The organism is Duganella sp. Dugasp56 (assembly GCF_047304105.1).
In the GTDB taxonomy this organism is placed as follows: Bacteria; Pseudomonadota; Gammaproteobacteria; order Burkholderiales; family Burkholderiaceae_D; genus Rugamonas; species Rugamonas hordei.
Window position 1 is genome coordinate 98893 of sequence record NZ_JBGLYQ010000007.1, and the last position, 16618, is coordinate 115510.

General features: G+C 62.6%; 14 protein-coding genes. 8 read left to right on the top strand and 6 right to left on the bottom strand.

Translation table 11 applies throughout. The features are described 5' to 3' along the window. Positions 1-286: 286 nt before the first annotated feature. From ACCD07_RS06590 to ACCD07_RS06600, 3 genes are all read left to right on the top strand, one after another. Entirely contained in the window at positions 287-985 is a 699-nt protein-coding gene (locus tag ACCD07_RS06590; protein ID WP_413446858.1) for an isochorismatase family protein, read from the top strand. 62 nt (positions 986-1047) lie between these two features. Continuing rightward, positions 1048-1839: a type 1 glutamine amidotransferase domain-containing protein gene (locus ACCD07_RS06595; RefSeq protein WP_413446859.1), complete on the top strand. Its 792-nt coding sequence runs from the start codon at positions 1048-1050 to the stop codon at positions 1837-1839. 46 nt (positions 1840-1885) lie between these two features. After that, positions 1886-2365 (top strand): DUF4437 domain-containing protein, encoded by a 480-nt coding sequence (locus ACCD07_RS06600; RefSeq protein ID WP_413446860.1) that lies wholly within the window; start codon positions 1886-1888, stop codon positions 2363-2365. A 121-nt stretch (positions 2366-2486) separates the two neighbouring features. Here the strand turns inward: ACCD07_RS06600 and ACCD07_RS06605 are convergent, their stop codons facing one another. Further along, positions 2487-3407, bottom strand: coding sequence for a LysR family transcriptional regulator (locus tag ACCD07_RS06605; protein WP_413446861.1), 921 nt, complete (start codon positions 3405-3407; stop codon positions 2487-2489). Positions 3408-3498: 91 nt separating this feature from the next. Further along, positions 3499-4245, bottom strand: a complete 747-nt coding sequence (locus ACCD07_RS06610) for an SDR family oxidoreductase (RefSeq protein WP_176653118.1) — start codon at positions 4243-4245, stop codon at positions 3499-3501. Positions 4246-4670: 425 nt separating this feature from the next. Here ACCD07_RS06610 and ACCD07_RS06615 point away from each other — a divergent pair, with 425 nt between their 5' ends. Then, the gene (locus ACCD07_RS06615; RefSeq protein ID WP_413446862.1) at positions 4671-4982 is read left to right on the top strand and encodes a helix-turn-helix domain-containing protein; all 312 of its coding nucleotides are present in this window, start codon (positions 4671-4673) and stop codon (positions 4980-4982) included. A gap of 3 nt (positions 4983-4985) precedes the next feature. Next, entirely contained in the window at positions 4986-6347 is a 1362-nt protein-coding gene (locus ACCD07_RS06620; protein ID WP_413446863.1) for a type II toxin-antitoxin system HipA family toxin, read from the top strand. A 34-nt stretch (positions 6348-6381) separates the two neighbouring features. Here ACCD07_RS06620 and ACCD07_RS06625 read toward each other — a convergent pair whose 3' ends face one another. The 3 genes from ACCD07_RS06625 to ACCD07_RS06635 form a co-directional block, all read right to left on the bottom strand. Next, positions 6382-7653: a glycerate kinase gene (locus ACCD07_RS06625; RefSeq protein ID WP_413446864.1), complete on the bottom strand. Its 1272-nt coding sequence runs from the start codon at positions 7651-7653 to the stop codon at positions 6382-6384. Positions 7654-7665: 12 nt separating this feature from the next. Further along, on the bottom strand, positions 7666-9015 hold the full coding sequence (locus ACCD07_RS06630; RefSeq protein ID WP_413446865.1) for a dicarboxylate/amino acid:cation symporter: 1350 nt from the start codon (positions 9013-9015) through the stop codon (positions 7666-7668). A gap of 87 nt (positions 9016-9102) precedes the next feature. After that, a complete protein-coding gene (locus tag ACCD07_RS06635) occupies positions 9103-10191 on the bottom strand; it encodes a tartrate dehydrogenase (protein WP_413446866.1) in 1089 nt (362 codons plus the stop codon). 113 nt (positions 10192-10304) lie between these two features. Between ACCD07_RS06635 and ACCD07_RS06640 the strand changes: the two genes are divergently transcribed. After that, positions 10305-11219, top strand: a complete 915-nt coding sequence (locus ACCD07_RS06640) for a LysR family transcriptional regulator (RefSeq protein WP_176653112.1) — start codon at positions 10305-10307, stop codon at positions 11217-11219. Here ACCD07_RS06640 and ACCD07_RS06645 read toward each other — a convergent pair whose 3' ends face one another. Beyond that, the gene (locus ACCD07_RS06645) at positions 11220-11954 is read right to left on the bottom strand and encodes a GGDEF domain-containing protein (protein WP_413446867.1); all 735 of its coding nucleotides are present in this window, start codon (positions 11952-11954) and stop codon (positions 11220-11222) included. A 161-nt stretch (positions 11955-12115) separates the two neighbouring features. On the opposite strand from ACCD07_RS06645, the gene ACCD07_RS06650 reads away from it, so the two are divergent. Together ACCD07_RS06650 and ACCD07_RS06655 are read left to right on the top strand one after the other, a co-directional pair. Beyond that, positions 12116-14176 carry a TonB-dependent siderophore receptor gene (locus ACCD07_RS06650; RefSeq protein WP_413446868.1) on the top strand — a complete coding sequence of 687 codons (2061 nt, stop codon included), beginning with the start codon at positions 12116-12118 and terminating at the stop codon, positions 14174-14176. After that, positions 14173-16557 carry a PepSY domain-containing protein gene (locus tag ACCD07_RS06655; protein ID WP_413446869.1) on the top strand — a complete coding sequence of 795 codons (2385 nt, stop codon included), beginning with the start codon at positions 14173-14175 and terminating at the stop codon, positions 16555-16557. The genes ACCD07_RS06650 and ACCD07_RS06655 overlap by 4 nt, the downstream gene beginning before the upstream one ends. Positions 16558-16618: the final 61 nt, after the last annotated feature.

A 16618-nucleotide genomic window follows, 5' to 3' on the forward strand; every position in this document is an offset into this window, starting at 1 on the left:
GACTTGCCGTGCTTTTTAGCTGATGAAATCTCACTAAACGCAAAGATAATACTCATCATCTAAAGTGTCAAGCGGTTTTTCTCTACGGTTTTCACGCATGCGAAAAAAACTCTTGAATTTTTAGAGGATGGGTATTACCATTAATTTCAGTGCAGTGTCATCATCTAAACGAGCGGGGATAGGTCATATGGTTTTGTTCCTGTCCGTCGCAAATTGGCGCTGCATCTGGTCAGGCTCGAACATGGCCAGAACCTACTCATCGCTTCATTTTTATAGGACTTAGGAAATGACTACCTTTACACACCGCAATCCAGAAATGGAACTCGAAAAAGGCCGGACCGCTTTGGTGCTGGTCGATATCCAAAACGACTTTCTGACCGAAGGTGGCAAGTATCACGTTCTCATCGCGGAGCTGATGAAGAAAAATAAGGTGAATGAAAAGCTGGAGACGCTGCTCCAGACGTCGAAAGCCAACGACATTCCGGTCTTCATGTCGCCGCACTACTTCTTCCCTCACGATCATCACGGCCATCATGGACACACGCACCTGGGCGCCATGGAAGACCTGGCGCTCAATGGCGGGGTCGTTGCCCGCCAGAGCGCGCTCAGCTTCGAGGGGGTACAGGGTTCGGGGGCGGACATTCCAGACCGCTTCAGAAAGTACATGGAAGACGACAACACGACCATCACATCGCGCCACGTCTCCTATGCACCCACCAACGATCTCGTACTGCTGCTGCGTCGGCGCGGTATCGAAAAGGTGATCATGGCCGGACCGGTCGCCAATCTCTGTCTCGAAGACCATATGCGCAACCTCATCCAGAACGGCTTTGAAGTGGCGATGGTGCGCGACGCGGTGGCCGCGGCAGAGAACGAGGAAGGCTCGGGCTACGACGCGGCGATGATCAACTGGCGCTTCATGGCCAACGCCGTATGGACCGCCGAAGACACGGTCCGCCGGATGGCCGCGATCGGCGGCGCATGACCTGCCCGCGGTCCACAAGAATCTGATTCACCCAACTAACATCACATTTTTCAGGAGTTCATATGAGCAAAGGCACTATTCTCGTCGTCGGTTCCAACGCAACCCAGCTGGAGGCCAAATCCGGCGGCACCATCACGATCGGCCAATTCCTCAACGAAACGGCCGTGCCGCTGATGGCGATCGAGGCCGCCGGGTACGACTTCGTCCTCGCCACGCCGACCGGCGACAAGCCGCACGTGGATAAAGATTCCGACGCGTTGCTTTATTTCGCCAACGACGATGCGGCCAGAACCCGGGCGCGGGATTTCTTCAACAATGCCCCGGCCATGAACGCGGTACGCAGCTTGCGGTCCGTGATTGACGAGGGGCAGGACCGCTACGCCGGCGTGTTCTTCCCTGGCGGTCACGCTCCCGTCGTCGACGTCATGCAAGACCCGGACGCGGGCGAGGTCTTGCGTCACTTCCACGCTCACAACAAGCCGACGGCCGCCATCTGCCACGGTCCGATGGGCATCCTCGCGGCGCTTGATAAAGCGCGTGAATTCCGCGCGGCGCTGATCGCCGGCGACCAGGCCAAGGCGCGCGACCTGGCCAAGGGTTGGCCGTACGCAGGTTATCGCATGACGGTCTTCTCCCGCGGCGAAGAGGAATTCGCCGAAGACAATGTCTTCAAAGCCAAGCTCTTCTTCAATATGCCGGATGCGCTGGAGGCCGCAGGAGGAAAAGTAATCACGACCGCGGAGAACTTCACGTCGCACGTCGTCGTTGATCGCGAGCTGATCACTGCACAGAATCCGATGTCGGACCATGAGCTGGCGGCCAACTTCATCGCAGCACTCGACAAGCGCGCTTGAGAGCGCGCTGCGAGATATCTTTACCAACAGAAAACGGAGTCCAACTATGAAAATCAAATTCGCAGCAGCTATCGCCCTGGCGGCCTTAACATTCACGTCGGTTTCGAATGCCGCAGACAGTGGCTTTGCATACCCTCCAGCCCAGGGCGGCAGGTCCGTATCGATTCCTTCCAGCGCGCTGAAGTTTCAGCACACCGGACTGAAAGGAGAGGACGGCAGTGAAATCCTGGTCGTCGATGGTTATGGCGATCAAAAGAACCGGGAGCACGGCACCTTCATGAAGTTCTCTTACGGCTTCAAGAGTCCCGTCCATAGCCACACCTATGACTACTACGGCGTGGTCATCAAGGGCGAAATGGCCAACTACAACCCGGAAAAACCACTCGTCAAAATGGGCCCGGGTTCGTACTGGTACCAGCGCGGCCTGGAAGCTCACATCACGGAATGCTTGTCCAAGGATGGATGCGAGGCCTGGGTTGTGCAGAGCCAGAAATTCGATGCCCAGATACCGCCGAAAACCGAATAAGCGGAACCAGGTTGGCATTGAAATCCGGGTGATCATCCCGAGCAACTCGCGGGCCGTACGGCACGGCAATGAGTTGGTTCGCGATCACCCGCTTTCAACCGCCCTCCCGGAGAAAGTAAATTCAGGCGGAAGGAATGCGCCCGAATTCAGCGAGCAACTCGCGAAGTTTCGGCACAGCATAATCAATAAATCGCCGTAACTTTGCTGGCATTGCTGCTCGGGAGAGGTAAACCACGTGAACCGGAATCGGTTCAATCTCGAAATCTTGCAGGATGTATTTTAACTTCCCTGCTATTACCGCCTCGTGCACATCGTGTTCAAGGATGAACGTCACACCGATTCCATCAATCGCCGCATCAACAGCTGCATCGGGCGACGAAACGAGCAACCTCGGTACGTCAGCGATCGTGTAGATTTGCCCCGTATCCTGGCTACGATAACGCCACGGCGAAAGACTAGGGCTATCGAATACGACGCAGGGCAATTCACGCAAGTCTTCCGGCGTCTCCGGCCAGCCATATTTATCCAGAAGAGCCGGGCTGGCTACCGTCACCACCCGTAATGCCCCGACCCGCGTAGCGACCAAACTGCTATCGCGCAGGCGTCCAACACGGATTGCTATGTCGGCGTGCACATCAACCAAATCAATAATCCGATCGGACTGCACGAGCCGGATTCGAATCTCAGGATATAGCGCGAGAAACTGGTTAACGACCGGCAGCACTCGCAAACGAGCGACCTGCACAGGTGAGGCGACGACCAGTTCTCCCCGTGGGGTCGTGAATTCGCCGGCGGCACGCCGTTCCAATTCGTCCACCTCTTCAAGAATTCGCTTTGCCGTGGCCACATATTCGGCGCCAACATCGGTCAACGCGAGCTTTCTTGTTGTCCTGATGAGCAGTCTCGTGCCCACCAGCGCTTCAAGGTCATTGACGTTCCGCGTGAGCGTTGCAACCGGTATGTTCAACTTTCTGGCAGCGGCCGACAAGCTACCTTCCTCAACTGAGGACACCAGCATCGCCATCGCTTCTAGTCGGTCCAAGTGACGCACCCGGGAAAAATATGAAGAAGCAATTCTAACCCTTTGGTTGCCGAATTGAACCTAAACCCCGTCCACTAGGACGGGGAACTCATTAGAATTGTGTCAAACCACCATCAACCACCATTTCGGTTCCGGTGGTGTACGACGAATCGTCGCTTGCCAGGAACAAGGCCGTCTTGGCCAGCTCGGCAGGCTCACCAAAACGCTTAAGTGCAACCTTGTCTGTAATACTGGCGGCGACTTGGGACAGCACGTTGTCAGGCAGGCCCATCTTGCCATAGAACGGTGTGGCGATTGCGCCCGGGCTGACGGCGTTAACCCGGATGCCGAGCGGTGCCAATTCGGCGCCCAAGGTACGAACCAGCGAACGCGTTGCGGCCTTGGCCGCTGCCAGAATCGACAGGCCTGGATAGCCGATGGTGTTCAGGAAGGAGGTCGTCACGATCACACTACCGCCCTTCTTCATCAGGGGGGCCGTTTTTTGGATCGTGAAGAATGTCCCAGTGAAATTCAACGCGAGGTTGTCGTTGATGTACTCCTCCGTGACGGCAGCGAGAGGAGCGACCGTGCTGGCGCCAGCGTTGGCAAATACGACGTCGATATGACCGAACTTCGCACGGGTTTCTTCGACGGCACGTTCGATGTCGGCTACCTTGCGGATGTCGGCTTGGACCAGCAGAACCTTGCCGTCGAGTTCCTTGCCGGCCTCTGCCAGACGGTCGGCGTTCGAACCAACCAACACGACATTAGCGCCTTCCGCCTGGAACAGCTTTGCAGTTTCCAGTCCGATGCCCGATGTACCGCCAGTAATGAACGCTACTTTGTTTTGAAGTTTCATAATATTTTCCTTTAAGTAAAGTGATTAAGTCCGATCGCAATACAACAGCTGGCAAACGCGTCGCTTTGTGGATTTGGCGAATGCCTCGCTTGGTGTGAATAGTAGGTCTCGCCATTTATTTATGGAATCCGCTAAATTTGCGCAAGATTTAATCGAAAAATGAGGAAATGGCCGGAATCTCGGCCTGGCGCAGAGACGCGCCTGATCCATGGGGATCTAAGGGAATTGGGTTTTGAAGAGTCCTGCGACAGGGGCGCGGCGTTCGCGAGGGTATGGAGGGCGGGTCAATCTGACCGGGTCAACAGTTCATAGACTGTATTCATATTTTACAGGATACAGACTGTAATCAGGAATAACAGGTTTTACCTTGTTTTTCCACATAACAGGCTATACACTGTAAAAACTTCTTTCGAACGGATCTGCACATGCAATTTCCACTTCAAACTATTGACCAGCTAAAACCACTGGTCCAAGGCTTTCGAAAACGGGCTGGCCTGACACAGGCCGCGATGGCTGAAAAACTGGGGATAACCCAACAAAGCTATGCGCAAATGGAATCAAACCTGGGCTCTACGAGTGTGGAGCGTCTCTACACAATCATGCGTCTGCTCGACGTACAGCTAAGTTTCCTACCATCTGATGGCGAGGTAGCGACTAAGCCAAGTAAAGCAAATAAGATAAAGTCGGCCATGACAGGGCCACAGGAAGTTAAACAATCCGACAAGACGAAATGGTGAACCATGGCGCGAGCACGTAACCGAGGAAGCCTCAATGTCTGGCTCAATGGCATCCCGGTCGGGCAATGGACCAATGCTGCGAACAGCTCAACGTTTGAGTATTTCGGCCGATGGCTTGAGCACGAGCAAGGACGCCCACTTTCGTTGTCTATGCCTTTCCGGGCAGACAACGCCGCATACTCGGGCGACGTGGTCACGAACTACTTTGACAATCTCTTGCCAGATAGTGAGCCTATTCGGCGGCGCTTGGCCCAGCGTCATCATACCGGAGGGACTTCGCCGTTTGAGTTGCTTGCCGCCATAGGTCGCGATTGCGTTGGCGCGGCCCAGTTGCTACCGGTCGATCAAGTCCCGGATGATTTATTTCGCATAAGCGGCGAGCCGCTCGATGAACATCGAATTGCGAAACTGCTGCGGTCGACCACTGCCCCGGCGGGAGGCTTGGTTCGTGCGGACGCCAATGCAGACCTTCGGCTTTCGATCGCCGGCGCACAGGAAAAGACCGCTCTGCTCTGGCACAACGATCAGTGGCTCCTCCCTGATGGAAGCACGCCAACCACGCATATATTGAAGCTTCCTCTCGGCTTGGTCGGCGATATGCGGGCTGATTTTCGAACATCGGTTGAGAACGAGTGGCTTTGCGCTCAAATCATGGAGCTATTCGGCCTGCCTGTCGCACGAACGGCCATACTGCAATTTGAAGACCAAAAGGTATTGGCCGTTGAGCGGTTCGATCGTAAGATTTCTGACGATGGCCGGTGGATAGCACGGTTGCCGCAGGAAGATATGTGTCAGGCCGTGGGTTGCTCTCCGCTTCAAAAATACCAGCGAGAAGGCGGCCCAGGCATCGAACGGATTATGCAATTGCTTCTTGGGTCCGACACAGCCGAAGTGGACCGCTTTAACTTTTACAAGACGCAACTCATATTTTGGCTTCTGACTGCAACGGACGGGCATGCCAAGAATTTCAGCATTGCGCTATTGCCTGGGGGACATTACCGTGCAACGCCGCTGTACGATGTATTGTCTGCGCATCCGATCGTCGGTACCGGGAAAAATCAAATCCAGCCGCGTGATGCAAAGCTCGCGATGGCGGTCCGAGGAAGTAGCAATTACTACGAGGTGTACCGAATTCAGCGCCGGCACTGGTCCGCGATGGCCCAGCGGGTGAATCTCGGCGCGCAGATGGCCGAGCGAATTATCGAAGAACTGCTCGAACAAACACCGCAGGTCGTACAAGATGCGTATCAGAGAATTCCCGAGGGATTTCCGCAGGATTTAGCAGACAGCATCTTATCGGGAATAATGCGGCAGCTAGAGACCTTGCGGAGACAGCCATCGGGCATTCAGGCGCGATCAGCTTGAAGTGATCATTGGCGAGACACGCGCCCGTCGTCGATCAGCGCACAATCAGCAGTGCGCGGAAGTCGTTGACGTTGGTGAGGGTAGGGCCGGTGACGACGCTGTCGCCCAGCGCCTGGAAGAAACCATGGCCGTCGTTGTTATCGAGGCTGTCGCGCGGCCGCAGGCCGTGTTCCCATGCGCGGGCGAGTGTGTCGGGCGCGATCCAGGCGCCGGCGATTTCTTCCTGTCCGTCGACGCCGTCCGTATCGCCGGCCAGGCCGTGGATGCCCGCCTCGCCTTGCAGCGCGATGGCGCAGGACAGCAGGAACTCGACGTTGCGGCCGCCGCGTCCCTGGCCGCGGACGGTGACGGTGGTCTCGCCGCCGGACAGCAGCACGCATGGCGTGGCGAACGGCTGGCCGCGCCGCCCCGCCTGCAGCGCAATGCCGGCCATGACCTTGCCGACGTCGCGCGCCTCGCCCTCGATGCTGTCGCCGAGGATGTGCGGCGTGACGCCCTCCGCCGCCGCCACTTGCGCCGCCGCTTCCAGAGCCATTTGCGGCGTGGCGATCATCCGCACTTCCGCGCGGGCCAGTCTCGGATCGCCGGGTTTGATGGATTCGCCACGGCCGCTGCGCAGTACTTCCAGCACATGCTCCGGCAGCGCGATGCGGTAGCGGCGGATGATGTCCAGCGCGTCGGCGCAGGTGCTGGCGTCGCCGATGGTGGGGCCGGAGGCGATGTCGCGCGGATCGTCGCCTGGCACGTCTGAGATCAGCAAAGTCACCACCCTGGCAGGATGGCAGGCGGCGGCAAGGCGGCCGCCCTTGATGGCGGACAGGTGGCGCCGCACGCAGTTCATTTCGCCGATGCTGGCGCCGGAGGTCAGCAAGGCCTGGTTGACCAGCTGCTTGTCTTCCAGGCTGATGCCGTCGGCCGGCAACGGCAGCAGCGACGAGCCGCCGCCGGAGATCAGGCACAGCACCGTGTCGTCGGCGCTCAGGCCGTGCACGCGGTCGAGCATGCGCCGGGCGGCCGAGAGTCCGGCGGCGTCGGGTACCGGATGCGAGGCTTCGACGATTTCTATGCGCTCGCACGGAACGGCGTAGCCGTAGCGGGTCGCCACGAGGCCGGTGAGTGGTCCCGGCCAGTTGCGCTCGACGGCGCGCGCCATCTCGGCCGAAGCCTTGCCCGCGCCGATCACGATCAGGCGTCCCTTGGGCGCCTCGGGCAGCGCCGGCGGCACGCACAGCGCCGGCTGCGCCGCCGCTATCGCCGCCTCGAACATGCGTTGCAGGAGTGCGCGTTCGATGGTTTGCTCATTCATGATGTTCACCGGTCAGGCAGATGCTTTTTGCAGGATCGCCACTTCGGGCAGCGGCTCGTTGGCGGCGTCCTCCGGCGCATACAGCGCCCGCATTTCCTCCTGCGTGGATTCGCCGTTCAGCACGCGGTTCATGCGGTCGTGGTCCAGCGCGCCGACCCACTGCGCAATGGCCATGGTGCCGACCGCATTGCCGATGGTATTGGTGATGGCGCGTGCCTCGGACATGAAGCGGTCGACGCCGAGCAGCAGCACCATGCCGGCCACGGGAATCTTGCCCATCGAGGCCAGCGTTGCCGCCAGCGTGATGAAGCCCGAGCCGGTCACGCCGGCCGAACCCTTGGAAGTCAGCATCAGCACGCCCAGCACGACAAACTGGTCCATCATGGTCAGCGGCGTATTGGTCGCCTGGGCGATGAAGATGGCCGCCATCGTGTAGTAGATGCACTGGCCGTCCGGGTTGAAGGTGACGCCCGCCGGAATGACCAGGCCGACCACCGGCTTGGACACGCCTACATGTTCAAGCTTGCGCATCAGTTGCGGCACCACCGATTCCGACGAACTGGTTCCCAGCACCGTGAAGATTTCATCCTTGATGTAGCGCAGGAACTTGAGCAGGCTGAAGCCGGAAACGCGGGCGACCAATCCCAGCACGACAAACACGAACAGCACGCAGGTAATGTACATGCTGCCCATCAGCTGGCCCAGCGAGACCAGCGAACCCAGGCCGTACTTGCCGACCGTGAAAGCGATCGCGCCGAACGCGGCGATGGGCGCGGCGCGCATGATCATGCCGACGACGATGAACATGCTGTTGCAGAAGGCATCCAGGAAGTCGACCACCGGCTTGGCGCGGCGGCCCATGTGCGACAGCGCGATGCCGAACATCGTCGCGAACACCAGGATCTGCAGGATGTCGTTCCTGGACAGGGCTTCGACCACGCTTTGCGGGATCATGTTGAGCAGGAAGTCCGTGAAGCCGGTGGATTTTGCCGCCGCCGCCGTGTAGTTGGCGATGCTGTGGGTATCGAGCGTCGTCGCATCGACATTCATGCCGGCGCCGGGCTGGACGACGTTGACGACGATGAGGCCCAGCAGCAGGGCGAACGTCGACATCACTTCAAAATAGATCAGGGCGCGGACGCCGACGCGCCCGAGCTCCTTCATGCTCTCCATCTTGGCGATGCCCAGTACCACCATGGCGAAGATCACCGGCGCAAAGACCATCTTGATCAGCCGGATGAAGGCGTCGCCCAGGGGTTTGAAGTCGGTGCCGAGCTTGGGGTAGAAATAACCCAGCAGGCCGCCGGCGACGACGCCTGTCAGTACCTGGACGTACAGTTTTCCAAAGAAACGCTTAGACATGATGCCTCCTTATGTTTTGCTGCCTGGATCGCGCCCCGCCATGCTCTTGGGGGCGGGTGGGGGCGGACCTGCGCCGATGGCGCGTATTTATGCGGCCTGCAGTTCCTGTACGGACGTCAGGTATTCGCATACGGCCTGCGTGACGTCGGCCGTGGTGGCGACGCCGCCCAGGTCGCGCGTGTGCAGGCGGACGTTGGCTGTCACTTTTTCGATGGCGCGCATCACGCGCTGCGCCGCCTCGTGCTCGCCCAGGTGCTCGAGCAGCATGACCACCGACCAGAAGGTGCCGACCGGATTGGCCAGGCCCTTGCCCATGATGTCGAACGCCGAACCGTGGATAGGCTCGAACATCGACGGGTAGCGGCGCTCCGGATCGATGTTGCCGGTGGGGGCGATGCCCAGGCTGCCGGCCAGCGCGGCGGCCAGGTCGCTCAGGATGTCGGCATGCAGGTTGGTGGCGACGATGGTGTCCAGCGTGGCCGGACGGTTGACCATGCGCGCCGTGGCGGCATCGACCAGCTCCTTGTCCCATTTGACGTCGGGGAAATCGCGCGACACTTCCAGCGCGATCTCGTCCCACATCACCATCGCGTGGCGCTGGGCGTTGCTCTTGGTGATCACGGTCAGCAGCTTGCGTGGACGCGACTGGGCCAGCTTGAAGGCGAAGCGCAGGATGCGCTCGACGCCGACGCGGGTCATCATCGAGACGTCGGTGGCCGCCTCGATCGGGTGGCCTTGGTGCACGCGGCCGCCGACGCCGGAATATTCGCCTTCCGAGTTTTCGCGCACGATGACCCAGTTCAGGTCTTCCTGTTTGCAGCGCTTCAGCGGGCCGTCGATGCCGGGCAGGATGCGGGTCGGACGCACGTTGGCGTACTGGTCGAAGCCCTGGCAGATCTTCAGGCGCAGGCCCCACAGCGTGATGTGGTCGGGGATGTCCGGGTCGCCGGCGGAGCCGAACAGGATGGCGTCCTTGTCGCGCAGGGCCTCCAGGCCGTCGGCCGGCATCATGACGCCGTGCCGGCGGTAGTAGTCGCCGCCCCAGTCGAAGTCTTCGAACTCGAACTGGAAGCTCTTGCTGCCGGCGGCCAGCGCGGCAAGCACCTGCTGGCCGGCCGGCACGACTTCCTTGCCGATGCCGTCGCCGGGAATGGTTGCGATTTGGTAGGTCTTCATTGCGGTCTCCTGTGCATGATTGGGGCGGTAGTGCATGCACTGTAAGCGGTGGACGGGGCGCTTTAAGGGGGCTAAACTCAATCCATTGTTAACCTTCAGCTCAACAATCAATCATGAGTAACGGATTCCAACCGGCCGAGCTCGGCTTCATCGTTTCCCTGTCGAATGCCGGCAGCTTGAGCGGCGCCGCGCGGGAACTGGGCATCACCACGTCGGCGGTCAGCAAGCGGCTGTCCCTGATCGAGGCGCGCGTGGGCGTGCCGCTGGTGAACCGGACCACCCGGCGCATGAGCCTGACGCCCGAGGGCGAGGTGCTGCTGGAGCATGCGCGCCGCATCCTGGGCGAGATCGCCGACCTGGACCAGTTGCTGACCACGTCCAAGGGCGTGCCCAAGGGGCAGCTGCGGGTCAACGCGACGCTGGGCTTCGGGCGCCTGCACATCGCGCCGGCGATTTCCAAATACGTGCTGCGCTATCCGGAGGTGGATGTGCAACTGCAGCTGTCGGTGGATCCACCGGCGCTGACGGACGACCAGTTCGATGTCTGCATCCGCTTCGGCGCGCCGACCGACACGCGCGTGATCGCCAGGCGGCTGGCGCCGAACCGGCGGCTGCTGTGCGCGTCGCCGAAGTATCTGGCCCGGCATGGCGAGCCCAGGTCGCCGGCCGAGCTGCGGCGGCACAACTGCATCTGCATCCGGCAGGGCGATGAGGCGTATGGCCTGTGGCGGCTGTTCGCGGGACGCGAATCGGAGCGTCATGCGGAAGCGGTCAAGGTGCGCGGCAACCTGGCGACCAACGACGGCGAAATCGCCGTCAACTGGGCGCTGGATGGCCACGGCATCCTGATGCGGGCGGAATGGGATATCGAGCGCTATCTCGAGAGCGGGCGGCTGGTGCAGGTGCTGCCCGGCTTCAGGACGCCCGATGCGGACATCTACGCGGTGTATCCGCAGCGGCACCAGTTGTCGGCGCGGATACGGACGTTTGTCGATTTCCTGGCGGAGTCGTTCGAGCGCTTTGAATAACTAGTGCTCGATGCGGCGGGCTGCCGCCTGGTGCAGTTCTGCCAGGGTGGCCGCGTCGTCCGGCCAGCGCACCAGGCCGATGCGCGGGTGTACGCGGTGCGACTCGCCGGCCTCGATGCCCGCCTTCAGCCGGTCGGCGATCTGCTGGCCCTGCAGCTGCGTCACCCACGGCACCAGCACGCAAAACCGCGCGTCGCCGAAACGGAACGCCCAGTCGCTGCCCCGGCAGACTTCCTCGATGCGGCGGGCGACGTGGACCAGCGCAGCGTCGTCGTGCTGGTCCACGTCGATCAGCATCAGCGACACGGTGGCCGGCTTGCCACGCTGCGGACGGGTCAGCTGGCTGAAGATGGATTCGAGGTAGAGATGGTTATGCAGGCCGGTCACCGGATCCAGCGCGGCGGTGCGGCGCAAGGCTTGTATCAGCGCCTCGCGTTTGACCTCGAACAGGTGCGACAGCACGCCGACGCCGAGCAGGGTCGCACCCAGGCTGGATAGCTCCTCGGCCGTGCTGCCGGGCCGCAGCATCAGTATCGCCATGCCCAGCACCGGCCAGCCGACGCTGTAGACCATGCCCATTCTCTGCCCCAGCGTCAGGTAGGACAGCACCGGCACCAAGCACAGCAGGCTGGCCACCGACGGCAGCAGGTACAGCGCTGCCAGCAGGGCGCTGAAGCAGCAAAACAGGATGGCCGACCACAAGGTCAGTCCCGGCGTGCTGTCGGCCCAAGGCAAAGGTTTCTCCATGGCCCAAGTATGGTTGTGGCGGTTTGGGGCGTCAAGGCGGGGCGGCGTACGTAGTAATCGCAATTGATAATGATTCGCATTATCGATATAATGTGTAACCTTCGTCCTATTTCGCCGCCATGCCCCACGCCCGCCTGCCCTTGTACCTCATGTTGACCCTGGCTTTTCCCGCCGCCGCGCAGGAGGCGGATGAGCTGGTCCTGCAGGCCGTGCGGGTGACGGCGGCGCGTGCCGACGGCTTTGCGCCGAAAACGGTGGAGGCGGGCAGCTTCCGCGGCGCCGACATCATGGACGTGCCGGCCACCGTCAACGTGGTCACGCGCGAGGTGCTGGAATTGCAGGCGGCCGGCGGCTTGTACGACGCGCTGCGCAACACCGCCGGCGTCACGCGCCAGCAGAATGGCGGCGACACCTGGGACCAGCTGGTCATACGCGGCATCGCGGTGGAGAACCGCACCAACTACCGCCTGAACGGCACGCTGCCGATCATGAACTTCTCGCAGGTGCCGATGGAAGACAAGGAACGCGTCGAAGTACTGAAGGGCGCCACCGCGCTGTACTACGGCTTCACCTCGCCGGCGGGCGTGGTCAACTTCGTCACCAAGCGCGCCGGCGCCGCGCCGGTCAGCACGGTCGGCATGACGGTCGACCAGAACGGCACGGCGGTGGCGACGGCCGATGTGGCGCGCCGCTTTGGCGGGGAGCGGCAGTTCGGCGTGCGCATCAACGCCGCCGCCGGCACGCTCGGCTCCTACCTGGACAACGTCGGCAACGGCAACCGCGGCTTCGCGTCGGCGGCGCTGGACTGGCGCGTCAATGCGAGCCTGCGCCTGAAGGCCGATCTGGAATACGACAAGCGCCGTGTGACCGAGCAGGCGGGCATCGCCTTGCCGGCCGTCGTCAACGGCGCCATTCCGCTGCCGGCCACGGTCGATCCGCACCGGCTGATCGGCCCGGACTGGGCCAGCTTCGACGCACAAACCAGGAATGCGCAACTGCGCGCCGACTATGCGCTGAGCGACGTCTGGGCCCTGACGGTGGAAGGCGGCCATTCCGAAACGGCGCGCGACCGCAGGCTGGCCATCTTCAGGCTGAATAACACGGCGGCGCTGCAGACCGGCGCGGGCCGCATCAACGGCAATCTGCAGTACAACGTGGTGGACTCCAGCATGCTGCGCGTGGAACTGGCGGGCAGCGTGGCGACCGGTTTCGTCCAGCATGACGTGACCTTCGGTGCCACCCGCACCGACAAGAGCCAGGACCCGATCTATCAATCGACCTACACCGTCGCCGCGCAAAACCTGTACAACCCGAGCGCCATCACCAGCGTGACCTACGGCGCCGTGCCGACAACGCCGACCACCGCCGCGCTGGACTCGCGTGATGGCGGGATCTATGCGATAGACCGGCTGACCTTCTCGCCCCACTGGCAGGCGGTGGCCGGCGTGCGCAGCGTGCAGTACACCAGCGACCAGGGCGCGAACCACTACGACGTCAGCAAGACCACGCCGATGGCGGCCTTGATCTACAAGGCCTCCGCCGACCTGTCGTTCTACGCGTCCGGTTCGCAGGGGCTGGAAGAAGGCGAAACCGCGCCGACCGGCAGCGCCAACGTGGGCGAACGCATGGCACCGGGCGTGAGCCGCCAGAAGGAGCTGGGCGCGCGCTGGCGCGTACCGGGCGGCACGCTGGTGCAGGCGGCGCTGTTCGACATCAATCGTCCCGGCTACTACACCAATACCGCCAACGTCTTCACCGCCGACGGCGAGCAGCACTATCGCGGCCTGGAGTTGTCCGCGCAGGGCAAGCTGGCGCGTCAGCTGTCGTGGCAAACGTCGGCGCAGTGGATCGCGCCGGAATTCCGCAACATCAACGCGAACTACAACGGCAAGCTGCCGGAGAACGCGTCCAGGCGCACCGCCAGCGCGTTCCTGTCGTATGAACTGGATGCGGTGCCCGGTTTGTCCTTCAACGGCGGCGCCTACTTCACCGGCCGCCGGCCGGTCAACGATCTTGACCAGGCCTTCCTCGGCGGCGTGACGCTGTTCAGCGCCGGCGGCCGCTACGTGACGACATTGATGGGCAAACGCACCACGTGGCAAGCCAATATCGACAACGCCGGCGACAAGCGGTACTGGGCCGGCGCCGGCACGCGCCTCAGTGCCGGCATGCCGCGCCTGGTCAAATTGAGCGTGAAGGTCGACCTGTGAAAAAGCTCTGGTTCCAGCTGCACTGGTTCATCGGCATCACCGCCGGCTCGGTATTGGTCGTGATCGGCCTGACCGGCGCCATTCTCGCCTTCCGCGAAGAGCTGCTGGACCTGCTCAATCCGGGCGTGACCAGCGTGGCCGTGCAAGCGGCGCCGGTGCTGGCGCCACCGCAGATTGCGCAGATCGCGCGGCGCGCGCATCCCGAGGCGCGCATCACCAGCATCATCGTGTATTCCGAGCCTGGCACGACGGCCCGTGTCGGCTTTGCGCCGGCGCCGGGCGAAAAACACGGCGAGACCGTCTTCGTCAACCCTTACACCGGCGCGCTGCTGCCGCCGCTGCGCTACGACGACGCGTTCGAGTGGGTCGAGTCGCTGCACCGCTACCTGCTGCTGCCGCGCGAAAGCGGCCGTCCGGTGGTGGGCACGCTGGCGCTCTGCCTGATGGGATTGGCCCTGAGCGGGCTGTATCTGCGCTGGCCGCGCCGCGCGCTGGACTGGCGCACCTGGCTGACGTTCGACACGCGTCTCAAGGGCCGCTCCTTCCTGTGGGGCCTGCATTCGGTGGCGGGAACGTGGGCGCTGGCGGGCTATCTGATCTTCACGGCCAGCGGCGTGTACTGGAGTTTCGACGTGGTGCGCGATACGGTCGATGGCTGGGCCGGCGTGCAGCGCCCGCCGCGCGAAGCTGCCGCGCCCAAACCCAAGGTGCCGAAGACGGATGGCGCGCCGCGTACCGCCGTGGCGGAAGCGGTCGACCTGACGACATCGTGGTCGGCCTTCCAGCAGCAGGCGCCGAACTGGCGCATGGCGATCCTGCGTCCGCCGGAACGCGCCAAGCAGCCGATCCAGGTCATCTGGGTGGCGAAGGACGCGCCGCACGTGCGCGCGCGCGGGCGCATGTCGATCAACCAGCAGACCGGCGTCATCGTCAAGAACGAGCCGTACGACGGCATGGCCGCCGGCCAGCGCGCGCTGTCGGTCATCTATCCGCTGCACATGGGGACTTACTTCGGCCTGCCGGGCCGCGTGTTGATGTTCCTGGTCAGCCTGTCGCTGCCCGGCTTTGCGGTCACGGGCTGGATGCTGTACCTGAAGCGCCGCCGCCAGAAGCGCGAGGCGCAGGCGGAGCGCGCGCGGCTGGCGGAGGTGCCGGTGTCGGGCGATATGCACGATCCGGTGCTGATGGCCTACGCCAGCCAGACCGGCCAGGCGGAAAGGCTTGCGCTGCAAAGCGCCGCCGCGCTGCGCGAGGCCGGTGTCGCGGTGCACGTGCAATCGCTGGAAAAGCTCACGCCTCCGCTGCTGGGCAATTATCGCCGCGCGCTTTTCGTCGCCAGCAGCTTCGGCGAGGGCGAACCGCCCGATGCGGCGCGCCGCTTCAACCGCCTGCTGCATGCCGCCGCCGGCGAACTGGCGCATCTGCAATACGCGGTGCTGGCGCTGGGCGACCGCAATTATCTGCAATTCTGCGGTTTCGGCCAGACGCTGGACCAGCGCTTGCGTGTACTAGGCGCGCAGGCGCTGCATCCGATCATCGAAGTCGATAACGGCGATGCCGGCGCGCTGGCCCGCTGGGCGCACGCGCTGCGTGAACTGATCGGCGGTGATGCGCTGGACATGAACTTGTCGACCGCAGTGCCGGACAGCGACTACGCCAGCTGGCGCCTTGCCCGGCGCACCTTGCTGAATCCCGGCAGCAGCGGCGCGCCGTTGTACGAACTCATGCTGAGCGGGCCTCCGACGGAATGGCGTCCCGGCGCGCTGGTCGACATCTGGCCTGGCCATTACGGCGAGGACCTGGTGCCGCGCCGCTACTCGCTCGCTTCGCTGCCGCAGGACGGCGGCATGCAGCTGGTGGTGCGTCAGGCAGGCCTGGCCTCGGGCTGGCTGACCGCGCAGGCTTCCATCGGCGATGACGTGCGGGTGCGGTTGATCGCCAATCCGGCCTTCGACGCGCCTCTACAGCCGCTGCCGGCCATCTACATCGGCAATGGTTCCGGCATGGCCGGCCTGCGTTCGCATCTGCGTGCCCGCGTGGCCGATGGCCTGCAGCGCAACTGGCTGATCTTCGGCGAGCGGCAACGCGCGTTCGACAGCATCTGCGCCGAGGAGATCGAGCGCTGGCGCGGCGGCGGCTTCCTGCCCGAGCTGGACCTGGTTTTCTCGCGCGACGCGGAAGGCGGCGGCTACGTGCAGGACCGCCTGCGGGCAAAGGCCGACACGCTACGCGCATGGCTGGCCGACGGCGCCGTCATCTACGTCTGCGGCAGCCTGCTAGGCATGGCCGCCGGCGTCGACGCCGCGTTGGAGGAAATCATCGGCCGCCCGGCACTGGACGAGTTGACCGAGGCCGGCCGCTATCGCCGCGACGTCTATTAAAGGGCGGTTTCGCAGTCCGAGATATACTGGTTTGCCCTCACCTCGACCATGGAATGGAGCG

Excerpts from the sequence above, each read along its gene's own strand:
- ACCD07_RS06620 (WP_413446863.1), top strand. The coding sequence starts at position 4,986 with ATGGCGCGAGCACGTAACCGAGGAAGCCTCAATGTCTGGCTCAATGGC.
- ACCD07_RS06650 (WP_413446868.1), top strand. The coding sequence starts at position 12,116 with ATGTTGACCCTGGCTTTTCCCGCCGCCGCGCAGGAGGCGGATGAGCTG.
- ACCD07_RS06600 (WP_413446860.1), top strand. The coding sequence starts at position 1,886 with ATGAAAATCAAATTCGCAGCAGCTATCGCCCTGGCGGCCTTAACATTC.
- ACCD07_RS06595 (WP_413446859.1), top strand. The coding sequence starts at position 1,048 with ATGAGCAAAGGCACTATTCTCGTCGTCGGTTCCAACGCAACCCAGCTG.
- ACCD07_RS06615 (WP_413446862.1), top strand. The coding sequence starts at position 4,671 with ATGCAATTTCCACTTCAAACTATTGACCAGCTAAAACCACTGGTCCAA.
- ACCD07_RS06610 (WP_176653118.1), bottom strand. The coding sequence starts at position 4,245 with ATGAAACTTCAAAACAAAGTAGCGTTCATTACTGGCGGTACATCGGGC.
- ACCD07_RS06625 (WP_413446864.1), bottom strand. The coding sequence starts at position 7,653 with ATGAATGAGCAAACCATCGAACGCGCACTCCTGCAACGCATGTTCGAG.
- ACCD07_RS06640 (WP_176653112.1), top strand. The coding sequence starts at position 10,305 with ATGAGTAACGGATTCCAACCGGCCGAGCTCGGCTTCATCGTTTCCCTG.
- ACCD07_RS06630 (WP_413446865.1), bottom strand. The coding sequence starts at position 9,015 with ATGTCTAAGCGTTTCTTTGGAAAACTGTACGTCCAGGTACTGACAGGC.
- ACCD07_RS06590 (WP_413446858.1), top strand. The coding sequence starts at position 287 with ATGACTACCTTTACACACCGCAATCCAGAAATGGAACTCGAAAAAGGC.
- ACCD07_RS06635 (WP_413446866.1), bottom strand. The coding sequence starts at position 10,191 with ATGAAGACCTACCAAATCGCAACCATTCCCGGCGACGGCATCGGCAAG.